This is a genomic window from Porphyromonas somerae DSM 23386 (assembly GCF_000372405.1).
Lineage (GTDB): Bacteria > Bacteroidota > Bacteroidia > Bacteroidales > Porphyromonadaceae > Porphyromonas_A > Porphyromonas_A somerae.
The window spans coordinates 22,397-46,168 of sequence record NZ_AQVC01000007.1 but is presented as its reverse complement, the minus strand read 5'-3'; the positions used below and the strand labels follow the sequence as shown (position 1 = coordinate 46,168).

13 protein-coding genes and 1 riboswitch are annotated in these 23,772 nt (G+C 45.7%); of the genes, 5 read left to right on the top strand and 8 right to left on the bottom strand.

Annotated features, from left to right (window positions below):
• Positions 1-110: 110 nt before the first annotated feature.
• Positions 111-1,160, bottom strand: coding sequence for an IS110 family RNA-guided transposase (locus A3GK_RS0102135; protein WP_018027887.1), 1,050 nt, complete (start codon positions 1,158-1,160; stop codon positions 111-113).
• A gap of 543 nt (positions 1,161-1,703) precedes the next feature.
• Between A3GK_RS0102135 and A3GK_RS0102130 the strand changes: the two genes are divergently transcribed.
• The 3 genes from A3GK_RS0102130 to A3GK_RS10935 all read left to right on the top strand — a co-directional run bounded on the left by A3GK_RS0102130 (position 1,704) and on the right by A3GK_RS10935 (position 6,686).
• Positions 1,704-2,711: a malate dehydrogenase gene (locus A3GK_RS0102130; RefSeq protein ID WP_018027886.1), complete on the top strand. Its 1,008-nt coding sequence runs from the start codon at positions 1,704-1,706 to the stop codon at positions 2,709-2,711.
• A gap of 600 nt (positions 2,712-3,311) precedes the next feature.
• On the top strand, positions 3,312-5,546 hold the full coding sequence (locus A3GK_RS0102125) for a DUF262 domain-containing protein (protein ID WP_018027885.1): 2,235 nt from the start codon (positions 3,312-3,314) through the stop codon (positions 5,544-5,546).
• A 360-nt stretch (positions 5,547-5,906) separates the two neighbouring features.
• Positions 5,907-6,686 carry a GIN domain-containing protein gene (locus A3GK_RS10935; RefSeq protein WP_081605304.1) on the top strand — a complete coding sequence of 260 codons (780 nt, stop codon included), beginning with the start codon at positions 5,907-5,909 and terminating at the stop codon, positions 6,684-6,686.
• Between the two features lie 96 nt (positions 6,687-6,782).
• Here A3GK_RS10935 and A3GK_RS0102115 read toward each other — a convergent pair whose 3' ends face one another.
• The 7 genes from A3GK_RS0102115 to A3GK_RS0102085 form a co-directional block, all read right to left on the bottom strand.
• A complete protein-coding gene (locus A3GK_RS0102115; RefSeq protein ID WP_081605303.1) occupies positions 6,783-8,855 on the bottom strand; it encodes a leucine-rich repeat protein in 2,073 nt (690 codons plus the stop codon).
• Between the two features lie 9 nt (positions 8,856-8,864).
• Positions 8,865-10,871: a hypothetical protein gene (locus tag A3GK_RS0102110; protein ID WP_018027882.1), complete on the bottom strand. Its 2,007-nt coding sequence runs from the start codon at positions 10,869-10,871 to the stop codon at positions 8,865-8,867.
• A 6-nt stretch (positions 10,872-10,877) separates the two neighbouring features.
• Positions 10,878-12,569 carry a PKD-like domain-containing protein gene (locus A3GK_RS0102105; protein ID WP_018027881.1) on the bottom strand — a complete coding sequence of 564 codons (1,692 nt, stop codon included), beginning with the start codon at positions 12,567-12,569 and terminating at the stop codon, positions 10,878-10,880.
• Between the two features lie 14 nt (positions 12,570-12,583).
• Positions 12,584-13,756 carry a YncE family protein gene (locus tag A3GK_RS0102100; RefSeq protein ID WP_155799408.1) on the bottom strand — a complete coding sequence of 391 codons (1,173 nt, stop codon included), beginning with the start codon at positions 13,754-13,756 and terminating at the stop codon, positions 12,584-12,586.
• 2 nt (positions 13,757-13,758) lie between these two features.
• On the bottom strand, positions 13,759-15,786 hold the full coding sequence (locus A3GK_RS0102095) for a TonB-dependent receptor (protein ID WP_018027879.1): 2,028 nt from the start codon (positions 15,784-15,786) through the stop codon (positions 13,759-13,761).
• Positions 15,787-15,871: 85 nt separating this feature from the next.
• Complete coding sequence (locus tag A3GK_RS10930) at positions 15,872-17,917, bottom strand: DUF5074 domain-containing protein (RefSeq protein ID WP_162138128.1); 2,046 nt, start codon at positions 17,915-17,917, stop codon at positions 15,872-15,874.
• A gap of 235 nt (positions 17,918-18,152) precedes the next feature.
• A riboswitch (cobalamin riboswitch) is annotated at positions 18,153-18,361 on the bottom strand.
• 310 nt (positions 18,362-18,671) lie between these two features.
• The gene (locus tag A3GK_RS0102085) at positions 18,672-19,235 is read right to left on the bottom strand and encodes a 30S ribosomal protein S16 (protein WP_018027877.1); all 564 of its coding nucleotides are present in this window, start codon (positions 19,233-19,235) and stop codon (positions 18,672-18,674) included.
• Between the two features lie 203 nt (positions 19,236-19,438).
• Between A3GK_RS0102085 and uvrA the strand changes: the two genes are divergently transcribed.
• Both uvrA and A3GK_RS0102075 read left to right on the top strand, forming a co-directional pair.
• The gene (gene uvrA, locus A3GK_RS0102080; protein ID WP_018027876.1) at positions 19,439-22,270 is read left to right on the top strand and encodes an excinuclease ABC subunit UvrA; all 2,832 of its coding nucleotides are present in this window, start codon (positions 19,439-19,441) and stop codon (positions 22,268-22,270) included.
• Positions 22,267-23,529 (top strand): DUF2851 family protein, encoded by a 1,263-nt coding sequence (locus A3GK_RS0102075; protein WP_018027875.1) that lies wholly within the window; start codon positions 22,267-22,269, stop codon positions 23,527-23,529. Before uvrA ends, A3GK_RS0102075 begins: the two co-directional genes overlap by 4 nt.
• The last annotated feature ends 243 nt before the right edge of the window (positions 23,530-23,772 follow it).

The following is a 23,772-nucleotide window of genomic DNA, read 5'->3' as shown; positions in this document are numbered from 1 at the left end:
GGGTCGATGGGTGTGGGCGTCTCGTACCCCCAGTCAACGGGCTTCGCCCTCGACTGGGGGCAATCTATGTTCACCACCAAATTTATATAGTTAAAAAGTGTTATTTCGCTCTATGCTCGTTTTGCGTCATAATCAGAATAGAATTTGGTCCTTCTCGTAGCGATTGTAAAGGCGACCGTCAGTAGCTTGTTTTTGATGTTGTTCATAATGAGCAGTTTTGGCTTGCCTTTGCTCTTTAACCTTTCATCGTAAGCCTTAAACTTCGGATTATGTATGCTTGCAGTGAGTGCCGTCATATGTAAGAGGCTTGCAAAATAAGGGTCGGCAAACCAACTCCTATGATTGCCATTTTGGACGGATGTACCTGACTGATTCGGGTGTGGAGAGACACCTAAAAAGCAGGCAAGCTGCTTGGGGTTATCAAACCTTGTAAACCCTCGAGTAACAACGATCAAAAGAAGGCTTGTGATCTTCCCGACACCTGGTATGCTCAGTAGGCATTCATGGATCTCATTAAGCTCTTCATCAGCTTCAATCATTTCTACCATTTTAGCTTCAATAGTCTTGATTTCTTCCTTCAGAAACCTCTCCTGCTCCTCTAATCGTTGGATCATAAACTTTAGCGTCTCATCATTGGGTTCTGACTTAAGAATATGCTCATATTCTTTTATTTGACACTGCAATCTTGCACTTTCTCTCACCTGTCCATATCGGTATGAATAGAGTCTCTCTAAGCTCTCCATATCCTTAGATAGGGGCTTATAGAGCCTAATCTGATCACGAAAGCGATAGAAGTAGTAAGCGATCTTTTCTGCGTCCATCTTATCGGTCTTGTCGCGAACAATCTTGCCACTACCACATTTGATCGAATAAGCATTTTGTACGGAGCAATCAATTCCCAGCACATAAAGCTGTTTAGGCAACGTGGTGCTATAGTTACCTGTATCTTCTCCACCTACAAGGACAGAGGAGTAGTCGCCAGATAGTGCACAAGTCTTATTCAGCCATTTTACAAATCGCTTACAACCTGGCACATCGTTTTTAAACTGCTCATTACCAATGATCTTTAGATCAATAGAGCTCTCTTCAGATACCTTGAGGATAGCTGCGTCAAACGTTTCTTTTGAGAAATCAATTCCCACAAATAAATTTTTATTCATAACTTTGTACTTGAAGTGGTTAGATAGCCATTAGTCGAACGAAAGCTGTTTGTACTCAAGCTGTAAATAGGAGTATAATCCTAACAATCTATATAGTATCCAACAGCGTGATTAGGTGTCCTTATTGCCCCCAATAGGTTCTATGACCTCGCTAGCATACTAAGGTTTCTCACCTAATCGACTAATGGCTATCTTTCTACAACAAAGATACGGCATTAGTCTCGCTATTAGACTATTTTTACTGGTTATTTCATCTTTGATATACCCTTTATCTACGCATTTGAATTTAACTTTTTTTGTTTGATTTTGGCGGGCTCGATAAACTCGCCCGGGCTACCTGCAAACTTACAGCTAGCTGAGTGGCACCCTCACGGGTGCTTTTTTATTAAATAAACTACCGTCCGATAAAGTCATTTTATCGGGCACCGAATTGCGCGCCACCGCATTTTCTAAGGCGAATATTATTTATTTACAAAATTCTTTATTACATTTGTGGAAGTATTAGATGACGGTATTATTTTCACAATATAAAGTTTATATCTTATGAGTTTTTTGACTGACGACAAGCTCGTGATCATCGGAGCAGGAGGTATGATTGGTAGCAATATGGCACAGACAGCAGCTATGATGCGCCTCACCCCAAATATTTGCCTATACGACCCCTATCTTCCTGGTCTTGAGGGCGTGGCAGAGGAGATCCGCCACTGTGGATTCCAAGGTCTCAACATGACCTTTACCGACAATTTTGAGGAGGCTCTAAAGGGAGCTAAGTACATCGTTTCATCAGGTGGCGCCCCTCGTAAGGATGGCATGACTCGTGAGGACCTCCTCAAGGGTAATAGCGAGATTGCTGCCGACCTCGGTGAGCACATCAAGCGCCTTTGCCCCGATGTAAAGCACGTGGTAATCATCTTCAACCCTGCCGATATCACTGGTCTCGTAACCATGCTACACGCAGGTATTGACCCACGCCGTGTGACTACTCTTGCAGCACTCGATAGTACTCGTCTGCAGAGCGAGCTAGCTAAGCACTTCGGTGTAGCTCAGTCCGAGGTTACTGGTGCACGCACCTTCGGAGGCCACGGTGAGCAGATGGCAGTCTTTGCATCAAATGCCAAGATCGCTGGCAAGCCATTGAAGGACTACATGGGTACCGACAAACTGACCAAGGAGCAGTGGGAGGAGATCCGTACCAAGACCACTAAGGGTGGTGCTAATATCATCAAGCTACGTGGTCGCTCATCATTCCAGAGCCCAGCATACTGCTCTATCGAGATGATTGCTGCTGCTATGGGTGGTGCTGAATTCCCATGGCCAGCAGGTACTTTCGTGAACAATGATAAGTTCCAAAACATCATGATGGCAATGGATACCAAGATCGGCAAGGATGGTATTGTTACCTACAATATGCCTGAGGGCACACCAGAGGAGATGGCCGAGCTAGAGGCTAGCTACAAGCACCTGGTAGACCTACGCAATCAAGTGATTGAGATGGGCGTGATCCCAGCAGTAGAGGATTGGGGCACCATCAATAAGCACTTCGCTAAGTAATCTCCTTATAGATAGAGAAAAACAAATCCAAAAGGGTCGGGCTCCTCGTGATGCCCGACCCTTTTTTCTATAGATTAAAAAAACCTGCTGTGTGGTCAGAAAAAGTGACCATCTATGAGAGCAAAAGTTGAGTTGCAACTAAGCAATTGGCGAGTTGCAACTAAGCGATCGGCGAGATGCAACAAAGCAAATGCTTAGTTGCATCTCGGTTTTTGCTTAGATGAGAGCACACCCAAGGGGTGGCTCATTGGACAATGGGTGCCTCATCGGACAAGTCGGACAGGTCAGACAAGTCAGACGAGTCAGACACCCGTACCCCGTCAGCAACTTATTGGGGCTCCGACTCGTCCCACTCGGGCAATAAATTGTCGCCAAAAAGCACCCGACAGGGTGCCATTCAGATAGCCTCCGGTCTTCGGCTCTACGAGCCTCGACCGGGGGGAAAGGGATTGCGGTTTATCCATCGACCCTTGCGGTCGCACTAGCCGATACTGGTGCGACCACAAATGCCAAACAAATGCCATAAATCATTCTAGGTTTACTCATTATTTATCTATATATTTGTTTGAAAATGATTGTATTACAGATTATATATAGTTTATGAGAGTAGAGTCTAAGAATGTCAGAGAGTTACTTATGGGCAATACTTCGCCCTTCTTTATTCCCCCTTTCCAACGATCATACGCTTGGGGTAAGCCCGAATTAAGTCGCTTTTTCCATGATATTACAAGATTGCTTGAGTCGGAACTTTCTGGAAAAGAGCCAAAGCTACAGCATTTCTTTGGTACGCTTGTAGTCAAGAGAGAATACCAAAGCCTTGATAAAGATATTATTATTGTTGTTGATGGGCAGCAGAGAATAACCACTACTCTGCTTTTCCTTCTTGCTCTTCGTGATACATTTCCCATGTCCGATGATGAAAGAGAAGGTACTGACCAAGCTTTCTTTTATAGTTCGGACTCAAAATATGAAGAGAAAATCAAACTAAAGCAAGTTACTGCAGACTGGGATTGCTATAAAGCTATAGTGACTGGCAAGAAAGCTCCTTCAGGTTTGATTACTAATGCCTACACTTATTTTTGTAGAGAGTTGAAGGCACTTATGCAAAGAGTTCCTAGGTTGGAAACTGTGCATTTCGTCAGTATCTTAGAGCGAATAAATCTTGCTGTAATCAATCTTGAAAATGATCCTTATAAGGGAGAGGATCCACAGATTATATTTGAAACACTCAATTCTCTTGGTAGGCCACTTACCCTATCTGACCTTATTCGCAACTATATTCTTCTAGGTTTGAATAGTGAAGAACAGACAGAAGCCTACGAGCAGTGCTGGTTCCCCATGATTGAGGAGAAACTAACCAGAAAAGAGACTTCAAATTACTTACGGGACTTTACACAATACAAGCTCTCGGAGTATTTAGTGACAGCTAGCGATAGTAATGCTAAACAATTATACTCCATTTTCAAAGAAAGAGTTGCATCAGAATATGAAGATAAACAACTGCTTATTCTTGAGATATCAGAAGTGGCACACTACTATTTGGCAATCGTTGACCCCGACTATACCCCACGTCTCACTGAAGACAAAAGATTTAACAAGGAAGTAAAAGACTTACTAATTGATATCTTTCAGGGTATTAAGTCAGACCCATTTAAATCTTTCGTGATGGGGTTGCTGATTAGTCATCAAGGAATTAATGGAAAGAAGAAACTGTCCGATGATGCCTTGCTAAATACTCTCCGAATGATTAAGACATACTTAATACGAAGAAGAGTATGTGATTTGACCAGCGGAGAAAATAAGAATATGCCTTTGTTGACTAAATATATTCCTGAAATGGCTAACGGAGAAACCGACTTCCTACAAATAATAAAGCAATTGCCTTATTTCCTAAGAATGCCAAATGATAAGGAGATACGCAGTACTCTCGAGACCTTGCCTTTTTATAATGAGCTAAGAAACTATTCAAAGCTTATCCTTGGTGATATGGAGAAAAAGAGATCTAAGGTATCAGTGGATTATAGAGATCCATTAATAACGATTGAACATATTATGCCCCAAAAATTAACCACTATTTGGGAGCAAGAATTGGGAGAAGACCATCAAGAAGTACATAGTAAATACCTCCACAACATAGGGAATCTTATCCTAACTGAATATAATATGGAGATTAGCAATCGATCGTTTGAGACAAAGAAGCAGAAGCTTGGAGAATCTGCTTTAAGTTACAGACTTGATATTATTTCAGTAGAGCGGTGGGATGAGCAAGCAATACTCAAACACCAAGAGCAGATGATTCAGTTATTCTTAAATGCGTATGAACTCCCAGATGAATATCAAATTGTTAACAACTGGAATGAGCGGATTGAAGATAACGAGATACGAAAGTTTTCTATAACTGATTCAGATGCAAAATCCTTTGTAAAGTTTAGACAGCCAGAAAGTGTAACAATTGAAGGTAAAGTCTATAAGGAAAATAGGTGGAACCACTTATATTTTGCAATACTTCAACACCTTAAACGGAACTACCCCAACCAATACGAAGTGCTTGTCAATGATCTAACTACTCATCTAAAGCAAGGGAAAAACCCTAGCGTGATCAATTGGAAAGATGAAGAACTATATCCAGAAATTCCAAGCTTTAATACTCGTTATGCCTTAGTTGATGGTACGGTCTTGAAAAAAATACCAAATAACTATTCTGGAGATAAAAGGCTGGTTTTTTACCATAATAGGTCAGCAGAAAAGATGATTGAAGGCATAAATGAGATGTTTGAATATTTCCATGTAGATGGTGATGAGGTAATCATTACACTCAAAGAAAAATCTAACTGATCCAGGTCCAACCCTCAAGGGGTTGAATGGTGGGGGTGGGTGGTTTCATAAACCCCTAGTCTCCGGCTCTCGAGGTTCGATTAGGGACTAGGATCCATCTGACCTCCTATGAGGGGAGGCCAAATCCACCACCATTCCCTCGGCCGTCCGACCTGTCCGACTTGTCCGATAAGGTACCCTTGATTAGGCACCCCGACAAAGGGCTTTGAGCACTCGCCAACTCATGGAGGTCTCTCGGGGCAGTCGTTACTTAGGAAATGCGGAGATAAAAAGTGGTTGTTTGTTTTGCAAACTACCGAATTCTTTGTATCTTGCTGTCGGAAAGTAATTCACTAATCATTAAAAAGAAGAATTATAAGTATGAAGACAATAGTTAGAAGATTATCTGTAATAGCACTGATGCTAATTGGTGCCATGGCACTAAGTGCTCAGGCACAAACCCCTATGACTATCTCGCTCAATGATAGCCCTACGAGGCTACAGGTGAGCCACTCTATTGAGGTGAAGATTATCCCTTCTACCAAAAATGAGATGGTAGTGGTGGAGGAGGGCAAGGGCGGTACTTTTAAGTACACCTTTGAAAATGGCAAGCTCACTCTATCCCGTGAGAAGAAGTCTCGCCGTAGATGGTTCAACTTTGGGGAAGATGATATCGAGGTGAAGCTCTATGTAACCGATGTGACCAAGCTAGAGGAGGTAAGTGCTTCGGGTGCTAGTGAGGTAGATATCAAGCAGAGCCACGCTCTGAATATCCGCAAGGTAGACCTTTCGGGGGCAAGTAGCTTTGAGGCTCAGGGCTCACTAAAGTCGATGAGTGTGATCCTATCGGGTGCTAGCGAGTTCGACTTTGATGGCTCTATCCAGCAGCTCATTGTTGATGCCTCTGGGGCTTCGGATATTGAGGTAGATGGCGATATCACAGGTAAGCTATCTGTAGATCTCTCTGGAGCTAGCTCTATGGAGTACAAGGGGCGTGTAAAGGAGGCCAAGATTGAGGTCTCTGGTGCATCTAGCTTTAAGGGTAAGCGTGCCACTGCCGACACTGCATGGCTAGAGGCCTCTGGTGCCAGCAAGATCACCCTCCCAACCAAGGATTGCAAAAGCTCTACAGCTTCGGGGATGTCCTCTATCAACTCCTAATCAGTCAACTGACCAAATAAAAGAACTCTCCTCCATTTATCCAGAAGGGTAAATGGAGGAGAGTCGTCATTAATAGATCATTAAGTGTTTCCTTAATTATTGAAGCTTGTATCGACCTGCTTTAAGGTCTTGGTAAGTTGGGTTATAGAGGTTATTATTGACTTTGCTGCTGGTCCAGTTGGATTCATTAATCTGACCATTCTCTACCAACTGCTTGAGACCCGAATAATCCATTAGCACAGTGCAGTACGCTATCTCCACCCTCTTGACTTTCTGAAGGTGTGATAGGAAGTTTAGATGTGTCAGGCTCTCATTTTGCTCCCAGTAGCCACGGCCACCAAATTTTATGGCTCCTACCTCTGTTAGTTTAGGGAGGTTAGCATCCTTGAAGTATTTAGTCTGAAGGTCTAGATCTCCTCCCACTTTTTCCAGAGCAGGCATATCTAGGTACTCAGTAGCGGCACCTCCTAAGTCTAGGTTTTCACCTATTTCTTTTAATCCCTTGGCTGTGACTTTCTTGAAGTTGCTAGTTAGTTTGAGACCCTTTGATATTTTTTCAAGGGTCGCAGGCAACTCCACCTCCTCCATATCGTGAGCCAATTCAAGCATAAAGCTTTGGCACTCCTTTAGCCCTTCCATGATGGGTGCCTTGGTCACAGGTCGGCCATTGTAGCTAATCACTACATCCCCGCTAATAGTTTCAGGAAAGATTATTTTCCCAATGGTATATGGGCTGATGGTTACGTTTTCAATAGATTGAACATGGCTGAGGTCTATCAGATCCACTACCCTATTCTCATCATCGGTAAGGTCGATCTCTAGTCTAGGAATGCTCTTGATATGATCAAAAACACTTGGTAGATAGCCACTTACGTACAAAAGGGTATTTACTTTCTCTAGCTTTGGAGCTTCGTACTTGGTTAGGTTATCAGGGATGTAAAGTTTGTCTACTTCCGTAAGCTCCGGGAATAGCAAGCTCTCTAGTGCCTTGAATGGGTCACGCTCAAATTGTATGGTCTTTACCCTTTCGAGCTTTGGGAAAGCTAGCTCTTTGATGAGCTTATTGCTCATATCACCTCGCCAATCGCTTTCAAACTTTATCTCCTCAACCTCTTTAAGACTAGATAGATCGAATGTGGTCAAAGACTTAAGCATAGATATATCTATCTTATCAGCCTTCTTCAAAGCTGGGAGGCTGAATGCTTCTAGCGCCTCAGCTTCTTCGAGCTTTATGGATTCAACCGTTTCTAGCTTAGGCATTGAAAAGGAAGTCAGCTCAAGAGGTTTTGAGTAACTTGATTTATTGAGGTGAATATTCTGTGCTACCATAAGCTCAGGGAAGTCCAAAGCTTTTAATTGACTTGCCTTGATTGAGACGTTGCCAAATAGACCTTTGACGCTAGGGATCTGGAAATCGGTTAGATTTTCAGCCTCAATGGATACCGTCCCCATCTCCTCGAGCATTGGCATAGAGATGCTTTTTAGCGAATCACAATTGATCTGAAATCCATTGGGGATTGACTTAACATTCGGAAGGTCAATAACCTTGATGCTATCATTATTACCCATGAATTGTAGAGAACCGATGCGCTCTAGTCCTTTGAGGGGTGATAGGTCGGCTACTACATTGCTGTGCAGGATGAGTTTGTATCTAACTTCTTTGAGCTTAGCAAGCCCCTCGAGTGAGTGGATGCTATCTTCGGCGTTTTCTGATCCAAGGATCAAATTTCCATTGATGATATCCACCCCTTGGGTTAAGAACTGTGCCACCTCCTCATCGGTTGTTAGGTGAATGGCGCTATTAAGAGCTACGTCGGTAGACTGCACCTTTACGGTGTAGGTACGTGTGGCACCACTATAAGAAGTGACGGTAAAGGTCTGAGACTCCATCCACCCTTTTACCTCTTCGGGCTTGGGCGAAACAGATGCCAAGTCGCTGAGGTTGTATTTCGCTGTGAGCGATGTACGGGCGACATTGGAGGGGATTCTGACCGTTATCTCATCACCTTGTACGCTACCTTTATAGGCTTCACCATCTGGTGCTGTCAGCTGAAAGGAGAGGAAGAAATTATCTTCTCCGCTAAAGGGATCTACTTTTTTACACCCTGTAAGAGTGCTAAAAAAGAGGAGCAATCCCATCAATAGTATGGTTGGTTTATTATGTGTCATAATCTTGTGCTAATCCTTAATAAATTTTCCATCTTGTAAGTCATACAAGCTTGGCTGATAGTATGTGTTGTTGGCGTATAAGTATGTAATAGAGCCATTGGCTACTGCTCTCTTAAGGAATGAGTAGTCTTTGAACGCCTTGAGGTTATTAAACTTAACGTAACGCACCTTTTCGAGTGCAGATAAACCGTTGAGGTTAGTCAGTACATTATTGGCATTTTTAGGCCAATAGCATTGGATCACTAGCTCGACACTAATGGTCTTGAGCTGTGGCATATCTAGCATCTCCAAGTCGTGTAGGTTAAAGCTCATCTTCTCTACTGATTGTAGTTTTGGTGCCACTAGTTTTTTCATAGCACATTGAGCTTGAATCTCCTTATTCCTTCCATCGAATGCTGATGAACTGTAGTTATAATCTATTTTCTTAGCCTCTTCCAATAGTGGGAAGTTAAGGGAAAGCATATTCGAGCAGTCCATTGTGATATCTCCTGCTTTCGTGAGCATTATCTGAACCTCTTGTGGCTCTGCTAGGTGATAGTTGGACACCTTAAAGTTTTCTGATACCTCTTCCACTCCACTCATCTTGAGTAGTTGCTTCACTTGCATCATGGCGTCACCTTTTATCTCCACTTTCTTCATCACCTTAGGAAGGATAAGATCCTCTACATTTCGGCACCGCTCTAGCATGATTCCCTCAATGCCTGTATTACTAAAGTCCCAAACGCCACCAGCATTGATATCGACTAGTGATACACTCGCTACTTTCTTCAATTGATTGGCAAAGGCGGTTATATCTTGTAGCTTTGAGAGATTTGTAAACTCAAGCTTGCCATCAATCGTCTTTACCCCAAACTGATTGAGATCGGAGAGCCCACACCCATTGAGTATGAAGTCACCGTGAATGCTCTCTAGATGCGGTGCAATGAGGGCAGAGAGGGAGGTAGCATTAATAGATAGCTTGCCACACTCTTTGAGCTCACTCAAATAGAATTGACTGATAGCCACACCACTCATCTCAATATCAGCAATGGACTGTAGCTTATTGAGACTCAATACTCCGAGCACTTTGAGTGTCTCGAACTTCAAATTGCCACTGATCACCTCAAGCTTTGGCGTGGTGACTGTGGATAATTTGGCGAGGTTTTTAAGCATCCAATCACCATTGATCTTTTTAAGCTGGCGTGCAGTAAGCGTGCTTAGCTGACTACACTCTTCAAGTTGGATTGACCCGATCTCCTCTACACTGGGGAGGGAGAGCTCCCTTACCATTGCCTTGGTGGCTTTCAATTGACCATCAAGAGCGATTAATTCGGGGAAGGCGACTTCATTCAGAGATGCTCCTGAAATGACAATATCGCCATATACCTTTTTCAGGTGTCGGAAGGTACCATTCTGTAGTTTATCGCTTTGCAGGAAGATGCTTCCAACCTCCTTGACATTTCGTAGTCCGGAGAGGTCTTTCCCTTTGTAGGTAGGATTGATGATGATATTATAATCCACCTTTTCGAGCGTGGTCAGTGCATCAATATTGCTAATAGAGTCCGTACCAGTGGTGGCTCCAATGATCAGATGCCCCTCTACGTGTCTTACCCCCTTTGCCACAAAAGCTTTAACATCATCATCTGTCACTAGCTTGACGCTGTTTGGAGCCTCTGTAAAGGATCTGGCTATCTTGACAAGATAAGTACGGTGCTCCCCAGAGTAAGAGCGAACCTGGAAAGCTTGGTCGTTATTCCAATTGTCGACCTCCGTTGGCTTTGGTAAGATTTGTGCCTGGTCGCTTATGCGATAAGCAACTTTGGCACTTGAGAGGTCGGCATCAGAGGGGACCTCTATCTGGAAAACATTCTCATCAATAAGAGAGGCGGTATACTTATGGCCCTTGCTATCGGTGAGAGATAGCTCTAGTAGTCTATTATCATTCCCTGAGAAGGGGGTCTCTATCTTCTCTTTGCATCCTGTTGCTGAAAGCAAAAGTAGCACGAGGAGTAAAGACTGTATTTTAATTGATTTCATACTTTATTATTTCTCCTTGTAAACATCAATGAACTTAAATACCTCGGTAGAGTTTTCGCCCAACCACCCTGCCGAAATGTTGAGCCCAGTCTGGACCTTAACAAAGTCGATATACTTTAGATTTACTGGCTGCAACTTGTGGTCAATGGCATGGCTGATCTTGAAGTGATTGGCATTTGGTGCAGCGAAGTAGTTATCATCATCTGTTAGCCTATCAATAGGGCTGAAGTTATCGGCATAACCCCAGTCGAACTCTTGATTTACCCAGTAGGTTCCTTGCCCACTTTGATCAAACGTCCGACTTGCCAAGCAGGTACCCCTCAACATGTAGGTGTCGTTCTTTACCCAAAGAGGGTAGTAGAAGTCTTGCTGATGGAATCCAAGCCAATCAACTGACCCACGGTTGCCTCTATTATCCGTCCACATAGTATTGGCTTTTTTCTGAGTTGGGCGGTAGTAGGTGATCTCATAATCTTGTATGGTTTCGGGCTTGCCCGTTTCGCTACCTTTCAGTTCGTACCAAGTGTCATTAGGGAGACCATCACCATTTTCATCTTGCATCACCCAGACGATTCCTGGCTCCGAGCTACCCTTAAAGGAATTGCCCATAATGGCGAAGTCGTAATCCCCTGTATTTTTAATGCTGTGGTCAAACCCTACAATAATGTAGCCGCCAAATCCGCCAAGCGATACATAGGCATTACTCTCAATGCGACTTTGGGCATATTGGCAAGCCTCTTCCATCGTATTGGCAATGTATCCTTCATTGACGAACTGCCCTGGTGCCGGTAGGAATTCAAATACCTTTACTACATCACGCTTGCTGGTGCCCTCTACGAATGGGCGGTAGTATTGGTTGGACTCCACGACTTGAAGAGTGAGTGAGGCTTCACCCTTCTTATCTCCCTTTTTGCCAATAACCTTGACTTGATGATTGCCCGTCTTCGTCGCCTCATATGTGAGGATAGAGCCCTGCTCACCCTCTACCTTCTTGCCATCTACGTACCATTCAAAAGTCATATTTTTAGAGGATGGAACATTCGCTGGGATACGAATGGTTCGGCCCACTGTGGCGGCACGAATATCATTGTCGAAGCTGACCTCAACAGGAATCTCATTGACTACAGTAAGGCGAATCAGATACTCATCCTCTCCATCTTCATTGACTGCTTTGAGGGTAACAAATGAGACGCCAGGTTTGGTCTCAGTAAAGGTATAGGTCATATCCTCCGAGACCACTTGATTATCTCTGATCCAGGTGAGCTTTAGCCCCTCCTTGTTATCAATGATAGGGGTAAGTTCGTACTTCTCACCCACCTCTACAATCGGCTCTCCACCCCCTTCTATAGAGATAATGGGGAGCTGAAACTCAACCACCTCCACCTTGGCATTGGCTTTTGCTGTACCGCTAGGTGTGGTAACCGTAAGGGTGAGGTGGTGCGTGCCTAGCTCATTGGAGCTAAAGACAAGGGTGGGCTCTGTGCCCAATATCCTTCCCTCTTCACGCCAAGCATATACCGCATCCTCCTCAATATTCTCAAAGGTAGGAGCAATCTTGATAAGTCTGTCTGGCTTGGTTTGGTAGTTAGCCTGCTCCAACCTTACTATTGGTGGAAGCACTTTTTCAATCTTGCGGCAGCTCGGTAATATGAGCGATGCTAGCAAGAGAAAGCTCAGAATGTACTTAATTCTCTTCATTTCTTGAGTTGTTATTATTCGTTAGTTGTGTTATCTTTTTTACGTTGTTCGTAGAGGAAGGCGAAATGGCCTGGGATGTCGCCTGTGTCGACCTTCCATTTGAGTCGGCCAAACTTGCTATAGCAGCGCAAGGTGCCCGGCGTTACATAGTCAATAGCATCGGTAACGTAGATATCTCCATTCACGGGGTTTACCTTTACGCCATAAGGGATGGTAATGTCTTCGTCGGTGCCATCTTTGATAAAGTTGCGGCTCACCACCTCGTGGGTTTTTACATCAAAAATACCATAGGTGATGGTATTGGTATTGGTGAGGTAGCTCCATTCTACCGAGTAGATATAGGCTAGCTCGCCACTGATGTCCAAATTGGTCACAGCTAGATCAAGGGTATCTGTCACTTCCTCTGTATCTAGGTCAACAAAGAATGTCCGAGAGGGCACATAGTAGTAATCTCCTCTGCTGGTACAGATCAACTCGTTGTAGGGCGTAAGACGGAGACGGTGTAGATTGATCGCCACCTCAATGGTATTGACTACTTCAAAAGTCTCTAGGTCAATAACCGAAATGGTATTGTCATAATTAGGAAACATATAGCCTCCAGAGTTGGCGACGTAGATCTTGCCATTTGTGATTACCAGCTCCTCAGGCTGGTAGCCCACATTGCACTGCCGTGTCACTTCAAGGGTGGCGGTGTCAATTTCGCAGACCATTCCCACCCTTGCATTTTGATTGAACTCAACGGGTGCCACATAGGCCGAAGCGTATGCCTTGCCATCGTGAAACTTTATATAGCGGACGTTGGGTATCTTGACAACTCCTAAGTGCTTTGCCGTATAGGCATCCATCACCTCGATAAAGTTAGAGACATTGATCACGGCATAGAGTTTTGAGCCATAGATACCGATGTCATTGCCGACATCTCCGAGCTCTTTAACCATCGTCGGATTGGTCTCGGCATAGATATTTCTGTGATAGGTCCCTGTCGCGAAATCAAAGTAGTCAAGGGTAGACTTATTGCTACCCATATTACCTTCATTGAGTAGGTAGAAACCTTTTAGCTGGCCTAAGTTTTCTTCCCCCACATTGGTCTCATGGGATAGAGAGTGGATAATCTCATACTCTCCTCTACATCCTACCACTAATAGGAGTAGTATCCCTACAACGACACTGAGGGGTTTATAATTCATTCTCATAATTGGTAAGTAAGAGTTAGCTTGTAATTACGCCCTGGCATAGGGTAGTTGATCACAACGTCGTAGTGCTGGTTAAGGAGGTTGTTCACATCTAGATTGATCCTCAGCAGGTGCTTCTTCCCGAAAAGGAAGTCTTTTCGAAGCGAGATATCGTGCGTATACCATGGGAGCATACGGCTATTTTCATCATTGTATTTAGCATTATACCGCTTACCTGTGTAGATAAAGCTGTAGTTGAGCCCCCACGATTTGTACTCTGCTCCAGCGATAACCGACCCACTATGCTCAGGGATATAGACTATCTGGTGTCGGTAGTTCTTAGCTTTGGGGCTTGTCACATCAAGAGCCTTCTCATACGTGTAGCTTAGCCGAAGTGTAGTGACTAGCTGCTCAATAGGCTCCACAGCGAGGTCTAGGTTGGCTTCGGTCCCGAATATATCTACTTTGCCTAGATTGAGCATGGTCCATCGGAACATATTACCAGCGGGTACGGCTACAATCTTATCCTTAATCTTATTGAAGTAGCTCTCCACACGAGCATCAGCGTACTTCACGACCGATGAGCCCTTGGGTCGCCATCGGTAGCTTATGCCGAAGTCGTACTGCTCAGCATACTCTGGTCGGAGCACAGCATTCCCAATAAAGGTATAGTAGAGGTCGTTAAAGGTGGGCATCCTAAATATATTTTTGTAAAAGGTATGGACCTTTAGATCCACCTCTTTGAATGGCTTGAGAGATAAGAAGAAAGAGGGGGTCAGCACATTCTTGGGTGGTGCCCCAACATTGCGCTCTACACTCTCACGCACCATAGTGCCCAACAAAGCTGCCTGAAAGGTAATCCATGGAAAGCTTACCTCACCAGAAACTACTCCCATAAGAGTCAGACGCTTGGGGTATGAAAAGTTGACAAGATTGGCATTCAATGTGTTGTATCTAGCATCTGTTGAGAGCCCAAATCTTAGCCACTTGGTAGCAATAAACTCTTGAGCTATGGTGGCATAAACTTCGTGCTGCTCATATTTATTATCCACATATAGAGGGCTGGTCCACTCTTCATCAAGATAACGGGTGTAGTCATTGGCATACTTTGCTTGAGCCTGTATGCTATACCACTCATTCACCTTTTTAGTCAGCTTCCCTTGGAAGAAGAAGTTTTGGTCTTCGAGCCGTTGTCCGTGCTGAAATACATTTCGAATAATGGGGCCAGGCAATCCTCTTTTAGAGTGGTAGTAGTACCCTTGTATGTCCCATTTACCCTCCTCCATTTTCTTAAAAAGAGCCAACTCGGCCCTAAGTGCAGTGATATCTCCATTCTGCCGAACTGCCACGGTATCATAGGCAATGGTGCCATCCTCAAATACTCGCTTATACCTAAATGGGTATTTACCACTAGAGGAGACAAACTCCACATTGGCACTCAGGGCAAAGTCATTGGGGAGCTTTTGCTCTACCAAGACTGATGGAATCACCGTGGCAAAGGAGCCGGCACGAAGATGTGCCCGAAGGTTGGTACGCTTACCTTTACTGAAAGTCGGCTGCCTAGTTTCAATATAAATGGAGGAGGCTGAAGCGAAGTGCTGAGCTGGCTGAAAGAGATCGCTCTTCTGCCCATTATAAAGGCTTACCGCTTCCACATTGTCTAGTGAAAACTTACCTAGGTCAATTTGCCCATTTTGTGCATTTCCAAGCTTGATCCCATTGTAAAACACGCCGAGATGATTGGTACCCATGCCTCGCACATCTACCGTTTTCAAGCCGCCTAGTCCGCCATAATCCTTAATCTGTATTCCTGAGAAATACCTTACGGCATCAGCAATTGATATGCTACTCAATTTCTGTAGCTGTTTGCCTTCAAGCTTCAACCCTGGAATCACCTCTCGGTGTTGCTGTGCCGTTACGGTAAGGTCGGGTAGTAGATACACGCTATCGAGCTGTGCCCACGCCGAGAGGGTTGTGAAGCATAGCAAAGTGATCGTTAATATCACTACCCTTAAAGTTTTAGTTGCTTCTATCAACTTTAACATACTAAGTATAGAAAAAGATAGGTGTGCAGACTAGAGGAATTATTCCTACTTTAGTCTGCACACAATATTTCAATATAAAATCAAGTTATTTATTGATAAACTCATCACTAAACCTATAAGCGAAGTCAATACCTGCCGTACTTGCACCCCTTTGGGTAGGGTAGTGATATTTATTCAGTTGTTTGATAGGATCAACCGTCACATCATACTCAAAGATATCAGAGTCAACATACGCTGCCGTTCTACCTACCCAAAGATGCCCAGTGGTAGGATGCACTCCCATAATTCCATAAATATTATAGAAAGAGTAGCCTTCCTTGAACGCTGGCACATAATGGAGGTCGAGCTTCTTTGTCTCATAATTGTATCGTGATGCTGTAGAAGCGTTGAAGTCCGCAACATCCACAAAGTAGAGATGTGGCTTAGTAAAGCTAGCACAAATGCCAATTGCTGGACTCCAGGTAGCCACAGGGAAGACTACAGTATTTGGCATCTTATGCTCTTGGATTACTGTCCCTTCATGATCCATCTCCACAATGATTGGATCGGAGGTAAACTCTGTATTCCACTGCTGATTTCCCTTAAACTCACCCGCGAAGGGCACAAATATATGTCCATTAACTCCCTTTACGATACCTTTCGCCTGACGCCCCTTGTACTCTAGACGCTTGCTGATAGAGTTAGTTTTAGGATCAATGATAACCATCCCGTGTCCACAGGCAGCGTAAACTTTTCCGCGAGAGAAGACGAGACGGGTTTTGATAGCCCCCTCTGTGGTAAACTTTCCAAAGGTTCCCTCTACGGTCTTATCTATCTTTAGTTTCCTATTCTTATAGATAATCTTGATGATACCAGAGGTCTGCTCCATATTGCTATCGGACCATTGTACATATCCAAGAGAATCATTGCAGATCACTATGTGCTGTGGCCATGTGCCTTCTCCCTTAGGAGATTTGAATACAAACGAATCGGCATACTCCATCTTCATAGTACGGGCATCACACACCACAAAGCGTCCAGCACCATTCATGCGGTCACCATTTTGTGTGATGAGATAGATCTTGCCATTTGCCATATACATGTCTTGGACCACATTGCCTATCTCCAAATGGTTATTGGCATTCTCAAAGATATTGAGATACTCATTATTATTCTTGTCGTAATAGACTATGGTACCATTGACGGTGGTCATATTCCCTTCGCATACTACAAAGGTGCCTGCAGGATCTGTATAGTCAATCGATGCAATCACCTCAACTGAAGCAAGGTAGGTAGCTCCATTTCTTCCTAGCCCCATCAGGGTGATGATTCCACCATTGTATGATTGCCCTGGTGTTTGCTTTGGAGCTTTGATGCGAACCATTTTCTTTTGGGCATTGACTTGGAGGCTCCACCCTTCTGGTACCTTAATCTCCTCAATAGTAGCTATATCCTCAGCGGTCAGCTTAATATTCCTTGCTTCATTGAATTTGAATACGTGATAGTGGTACTCTCCTTCAGGCTTCTCAAAGGCAAATATCTCAAATCCTGTTTTTGGGATAGTAATCTCCTCCCCATTGGCAAGGACAAATACCACTGCATTGCTTTCATTTCGGACAGATTGGAAAAAGGAGTCGCCATCTTTTCCCACAGCTTGTACCTCCTTACCCTGATCGTTCTTGATCCTTTCGCCATCTAGGGTCCAGTAACCATCTTTATCCACCCCTATAACAGGTGAGTGACCATCTTGACCATCTACTCCATCCTTTCCGTCTTTTCCAGCAACAGGAATTTTATTGCCATTCTTATCTTTGAGCCATTGGTCTTTACCACCAAGTGTCCAGTAATAGATGCCCTCTTCCTCTTGGATCCCAAGTTCAGGGGCATCTAAGCCATTTTTGATGGTGACTTTTGTTCCGTCGTTGAATTTGATTTCATAGCCGCCATCAATCTCATTGATCTCATCAATGGTCTTTTTCTCTTGCTGAGCCTTCACCACCTTTTGCAGGGTAGAGATGTCAGCTTTTGTTTGGGCAATCTCCTTCTTGATATTTGCAATCTCTCCCCATAGGTCACAATCATCGTATCGATAGCAACCCGAGAATAAGAGGCCCACCAGTGCTAGAAATAGCCAGACTTTCTTTGTTCTCATACTCATTACATCTATTCTAAGTTTCTTATAATCAGCAGCCTCCATTGGTATGGCGATCGCTGAATACATTTATTCAGTGTCAAATGGCTTTCGTGCGGAGATGTAATAGAGTAGCAGGTTGACTAGAGTTTAGGAGTTAATTATGTTTTTGTTTCTCTAGAATTAGCCGTTGCCAATGCAACATTGTAAGCTTAATAAGTATCCCTCTATCTCTAATGCTTCAGTGCCTCGGAAGCCATTAAAGCAGTTATCGGCAGGTCTTCTGACTTACTCCAACTTTCGCACACCTTCCCAAGAGACACTATGCTCTAAGTGGTATTTTGATAGATTAACTAAGCTATTTGGAGCTTACAGCAGCGGGTACTGTCTAGGATTTGCACCTAGTTCCCTTTTCACCAATCGCCCTAAGGATAGGGTTATGGCACCGTTAACATCTTATATTCTTTGCAAATGTAACCAAAAGATTTCAAATTGTCCTAAATATCAGAGAGAATAGCAGGGGTTACGCATTAGAAAGTTCTTGCCGTATGGTTTTTAGGTGTCTATGAGTAAGGACCTCCGCGAGGAGGTCATTTATGGTAAGACTCTTTCTAATGCGTAACCCCTGAAGAGAATAGTTAGGCTAACATATTCAAATGATCTATTTAATGCTTATGTCTGTAGAGTGCATCTCACGTAGGCGAGCTGCTTAAATATAAAGGGGTGGTGCAACTGTTGGTTGCACCACCCCTTTTTGTATGCTAGGCGACGTCGCTTACTCTTCAGTAGCGGGAGCCTCCTCTGCTGGAGCCTCAGCTTCGGTAGCAGCCTCTGCCTCAGCCTTTGCAGCTGCTTCAGCTTCTGCCTTTGCCTTCTCCTCCTCGGCTTTCTTCTCAGCTAGAGCTGCCTCACGAGCCTTATTCACCTCACGCTCAGCCTCTAGTGCTTTCTTAGCTGCTTCACGCTTAGCTGCCTCGTCCTTGCTCTTGATCTGAGCTACCTCAGAGTTCTTGCCTTGCTTCCACGCCTCAAAGCGCTTCTGAGCCTCTTCCTCTGAAAATACACCCTTCTTCACACCGCCTTGTAGGTGCTTCATCATCATCACACCTTCGCGTGACAGGATGCTGCGTGCGGTATCGGATGGGGTGGCACCCACGTTCACCCAATAGAGTGCTCTATCGAACTTCAGGTCGATAGTTGCTGGGTGGGTATTAGGGTTATAAGTCCCCAAAATCTCTACGAAGCGGCCATCACGAGGGGCACGCTTGTCGGTCACTACAATCTTGTATACAGGGTAACCCTTGCGACCGTGTCTTTGCAATCTGATAACTGTTGCCATCTTTGATTTGTAAATAATTAGTGATTAAACTCTGCGCCCCACGGTCTCCCGACACGGGTACACGACCCTACGGGGTGAAACGCAACCGCAAAGGTACCTATTATTTTGCAAGTAACCGACTATTTTGCACAATAAAATGGGGCACTGGGTAGTGGCTCTGATAATTTTAGTAGTTTTGTAGATATTTCAAGTGTATATATATAATGAATGATATCATACTTAAGGGGGTAAGGGTGCATAACCTCAAGGGGGTGTCGCTAGATATCCCGCGCGACCAATTGATTGTGATTACAGGGCTGAGCGGTAGCGGTAAGTCGTCGCTCGCCTTTGATACGCTCTATGCCGAGGGACAGCGAAGGTATGTAGAGAGCCTAAGCGTCTACGCACGTCAGTTCGTCAGTAAGATGGCAAAGCCCGAAGCCGATCTGATCAGCGGCATTCCACCGGCCATTGCGATTGAGCAGAGGAAATTCAATCGTAGTCCTCGTTCTACCGTCGGCACCGTCACCGAGATCTACGACTACCTCCGAATGCTCTATGCGAGGGTAGGACATACCTTTAGCCCCATCAGTGGGCAGGAGGTGAAGCGGCACACCACGAGAGATGTGCTGGAGTATGTCAATAGTCTCCCTGAGGGGAGTAAGTATATGGTTTGTGCCCCTATCACACTGCCACAAGGGCGTACGGTATCGGAGCACCTAGAGCTACAGCTTGCCAATGGCTTTAGCCGTGTCTTGGTGAAAGACAAGGTGGAGCGAATCCAAGACATCTCACAGGAGGAGGCAAAGCTGCCTCGTACCGCCAAAGACCTATCACTCGTCATTGACCGATTGGTGGTGCAACCAGATAACGATGCCACCAATAATCGACTAGGAAATTCAGTGGAGACCGCTTTCTTTGAGGGGAGAGGAACAGCACTAATTGTGCACGACGAAGGAGTGGCTACCTTCAGCGACCGCTTTGAACTAGATGGTATCACCTTTGAGGAGCCTTCCGATAAGCTCTTTAGCTTCAATAGCTCCGTTGGTGCCTGCCCCACCTGTGAGGGGTACAGCCAAGTACTGGGGATCGATGAGGATTTAGTGATTCAGAATAAAAATCTCTCCCTCTACGAGGAGTGCGTCATGCCATGGCGGGGTGCCAAGATGAGCGAGTGGCAGAAAGACTTTATCCGCAAGACAGAAAAGCTCAACTTCCCTATCCATCGCCCCTATCGGGAGCTGACGGAAGAGGAGAAAGACCTCCTGTGGAATGGCAATGGACTGCCCGAAATTCATGGCTACAGCCGAGAAAAAATCTATGGTATCAACGACTTCTTTGACCATATCAAGGAGCGACAGTACAAGATGCACTACCGAATTATGCTGGCGCGCTACCGTGGCCGCTCTGTTTGCCCTACCTGTAAGGGCAAGCGACTACGCAAGGAAGCCCTCTATGTGCAGGTGGGTGGCAAGAATATCTCCGAACTAGTCACTCTCCCTATTAGTGAGCTCAGGAAATGGCTCAAGGCACTACAGCTCTCCGAGCAAGACCTCAAGATCGGCCGTCGACTGCTGGAGGAGCTTCGCTACCGAGTGGGCTTTATGGATGATATCGGTTTGGGGTACCTCACACTCGACCGTGTGGCGGGCACCTTGTCGGGAGGCGAAGGGCAGCGTATACAGCTCGCCACGTCGCTAGGCGGAGGGCTGATCGGCACCCTCTATATTTTGGACGAACCAAGTATCGGTCTGCACGCTAGAGATACCCATCTCCTTATTGATATCATGCACCGATTGAGAGATATGGGCAATACTGTGGTAGTGGTAGAGCACGACGAAGAGGTGATGAGGGCAGCCGACCTGATCATCGACATGGGTCCCGAGGCGGGAATTGGAGGTGGGGAAGTGGTCTTTATGGGACGCCCCGATAAGCTACCCGCCCGCTCCAAGAGCTACACTGTGAAGTACCTACAGGGCAAGGAGCAGATACCGTGGCCCAAGCGACGCCGAACCTCCAAGAGCACCATCACTGTGGAGGGCGCCTACCTCCACAATCTAAAAGACATTGATGTGACCATCCCACTTGGGGTGATTACGGTGGTAACGGGGGTGAGTGGCTCGGGCAAGAGTACCCTGGTGCGGGAGATATTTTACGAAGGGGTAGAGCGATTGATAGATAAAGCTCCGCTCACCAAGATTCCTTGTCGCAATATCAAAGGGAGTATCTCTAGCCTCAAGGCAGTGGAGTATGTAGATCAAGACTCCCTAGGCATCTCCACCCGCTCCAATCCCGTCACCTATATCGGTGTGTACGATGATATCCGTCGATTAATGGCGGCTCAGCAACTCTCTCGCCAGATGGGCTTCACGCAACAATACTTCTCATTTAATACAGAAGGGGGTCGTTGCGAAACCTGTAAGGGTGAGGGCGTCATCACCATTGAGATGCAGTTTATGGCCGATATCACCATCCCTTGCGATGAGTGCCACGGCAAACGCTTCAATGAGGAGGTGCTGGAGGTGACCTTCCATGATAAAAATATCTCCGATATCCTTGAGCTATCAATTGATGAGGCGATTGAGTTCTTCACCCACTACCAAGATGAGAGCCTCTTTATCCCCAAGATTGTGGAGGGGCTACAGGTGCTCTCCGATGTAGGCCTTGGGTACATTAAACTAGGGCAAAGCTCTAGCACCCTTTCGGGAGGTGAAAGCCAGAGAGTGAAGCTTGCTTCGCACCTCAAGGACAAAGGAAAGCGACCCACCCTCTTTATCTTTGACGAGCCAACCACCGGGCTCCATGTGCACGATATCCACGTGCTGATGAAGTCGTTCCAATCGCTCATTGAGCACGGGCATACCGTGGTGATCGTGGAGCACAATATGGAGGTGATCAAGTGTGCCGATTATATTGTAGACCTCGGACCTGAAGGAGGTGATAAGGGTGGGCAACTGGTTTACCAAGGCACGCCAGAAGGACTGATGGAGGTGGAAGAGAGTTACACAGGTCGCTATTTGAAACAAAAGTACGAGCAAGACCACGCTAAGAAATGAGACCCGAGAGCGAACTACACTTCATCTGGATGAATCGCCTCTTTAGGCAAGTGACCCTCAAGGGAGAGCCTATTGAGGTACTAGATGTGGGCGAGCTCAATAGTCACGACGGCCCCGACTTCGCCCTCTCGCGAGTTCGGGTAGGCAATATAGAGTGGGCTGGGTCGGTGGAGATTCACCGCCGTGCCTCGGAGTGGGAAGCACACAAGCACCAACACGATCCCCGCTACTGCACAGTGGTGCTACATGTAGTATTGGAGGCAGATCGGGAGGTGTACGACCAGGAGGGGCGACGGGTGCCAACGGCAGTCCTGAAGATGGCGCCCGAGATGCTGGAGTACCTGGAGCGTTTGGTGCAGGGCAATAAGAGTCTCCGCTGTATGCCCGAGATGATGGCATTGGGTGAAGAGCCCTTCTTGGATGGGGCCTTGGAGTTGCTCCCCGAGCGCTTGGAGGAGAAGCTGGCACGTCTGCGTGACCGTTCGGAGAGTGACCACTTCAATAGCATTCTCTACCACACCTTGATGAGGTATGTGGGAGCACACCAGAATAATGAGGTGATGCAGCAGGTGGCAGAGAGCCTACCCTATACCTACCTCAAGAAGCATGCCTCCGACCTCGTGGCACTCGAAGCGATGCTCATCGGGCAGGCTGGTCTGCTGAGTGAGACCCCTCATGATGAGTATGAAGCAAAGCTACTAGAGGAGTATCGCTTTTATCAGCAGAAGTTTGGGCTCACCCCTTTACCTGCCGGTAGCTTTCGGTATCTCCGCTTGCGTCCACCCTCCTTCCCCGCACGTATGCTGGGCATAGTGGCAATGATCCTCCACCATGAGGAGCTGTTGCTCTCTGCCCTCTCTCGGTTGGATAAACCGATAATTGAGCAGACACTTCGATTGGCTCCTAGTCCCTATTGGCAGGAGCACTTCGACTTTGGACGACGGTTGGACGGGCGTCGTGCTGGCGTTGGTCGGCAAACCCTTACGTCATTGATCATCAATGCCATCGTCCCCTCTGCCTACTACTATGCCCAAAAGGTGGGTGACGCCCACCTAGAGCAACGGGCACTCGACTGGCTCTACCTACTCCAGCCAGAGCAGAATCAGTATGTGAAGCTCTTTGAGCAAAATGGGCTACACCCCCGCCATGCTGCCGACACCCAAGCCCTCCTCCAGCTCTACCACCACTACTGCCAGCCACTCCACTGCCTCCGTTGCCCCCTTGCCATCGCGTACTTCCGCCACTGCCACCATCGGTAACCTCAACCAATTTGGTTAACACCATCTCCCATTCCAAAGCCTTAGAAGGTGGATAGTGCAAGGGTTACGCATTAGGAATATATTCATAAGCAGAAAGTAATGGCTCAAAAAGCCCATTTATAACAAACAGATATTCAACACCATATAAAAGTAAAAACTGAGTTGCAACTAAGCGATCGGCGAGATGCAACTAAGCAAATGCTGAGTTGCAACTAAACTTTTGACCACTTAGAGCCTGTTGCT

Excerpts from the sequence above, each read along its gene's own strand:
- A3GK_RS0102100 (WP_155799408.1), bottom strand. The coding sequence starts at position 13,756 with ATGAATTATAAACCCCTCAGTGTCGTTGTAGGGATACTACTCCTATTA.
- A3GK_RS10935 (WP_081605304.1), top strand. The coding sequence starts at position 5,907 with ATGAAGACAATAGTTAGAAGATTATCTGTAATAGCACTGATGCTAATT.
- uvrA (WP_018027876.1), top strand. The coding sequence starts at position 19,439 with ATGAATGATATCATACTTAAGGGGGTAAGGGTGCATAACCTCAAGGGG.
- A3GK_RS0102115 (WP_081605303.1), bottom strand. The coding sequence starts at position 8,855 with ATGACACATAATAAACCAACCATACTATTGATGGGATTGCTCCTCTTT.
- A3GK_RS0102110 (WP_018027882.1), bottom strand. The coding sequence starts at position 10,871 with ATGAAATCAATTAAAATACAGTCTTTACTCCTCGTGCTACTTTTGCTT.
- A3GK_RS10930 (WP_162138128.1), bottom strand. The coding sequence starts at position 17,917 with ATGAGAACAAAGAAAGTCTGGCTATTTCTAGCACTGGTGGGCCTCTTA.
- A3GK_RS0102085 (WP_018027877.1), bottom strand. The coding sequence starts at position 19,235 with ATGGCAACAGTTATCAGATTGCAAAGACACGGTCGCAAGGGTTACCCT.
- A3GK_RS0102125 (WP_018027885.1), top strand. The coding sequence starts at position 3,312 with ATGAGAGTAGAGTCTAAGAATGTCAGAGAGTTACTTATGGGCAATACT.
- A3GK_RS0102095 (WP_018027879.1), bottom strand. The coding sequence starts at position 15,786 with ATGTTAAAGTTGATAGAAGCAACTAAAACTTTAAGGGTAGTGATATTA.
- A3GK_RS0102130 (WP_018027886.1), top strand. The coding sequence starts at position 1,704 with ATGAGTTTTTTGACTGACGACAAGCTCGTGATCATCGGAGCAGGAGGT.
- A3GK_RS0102135 (WP_018027887.1), bottom strand. The coding sequence starts at position 1,160 with ATGAATAAAAATTTATTTGTGGGAATTGATTTCTCAAAAGAAACGTTT.
- A3GK_RS0102105 (WP_018027881.1), bottom strand. The coding sequence starts at position 12,569 with ATGAAGAGAATTAAGTACATTCTGAGCTTTCTCTTGCTAGCATCGCTC.
- A3GK_RS0102075 (WP_018027875.1), top strand. The coding sequence starts at position 22,267 with ATGAGACCCGAGAGCGAACTACACTTCATCTGGATGAATCGCCTCTTT.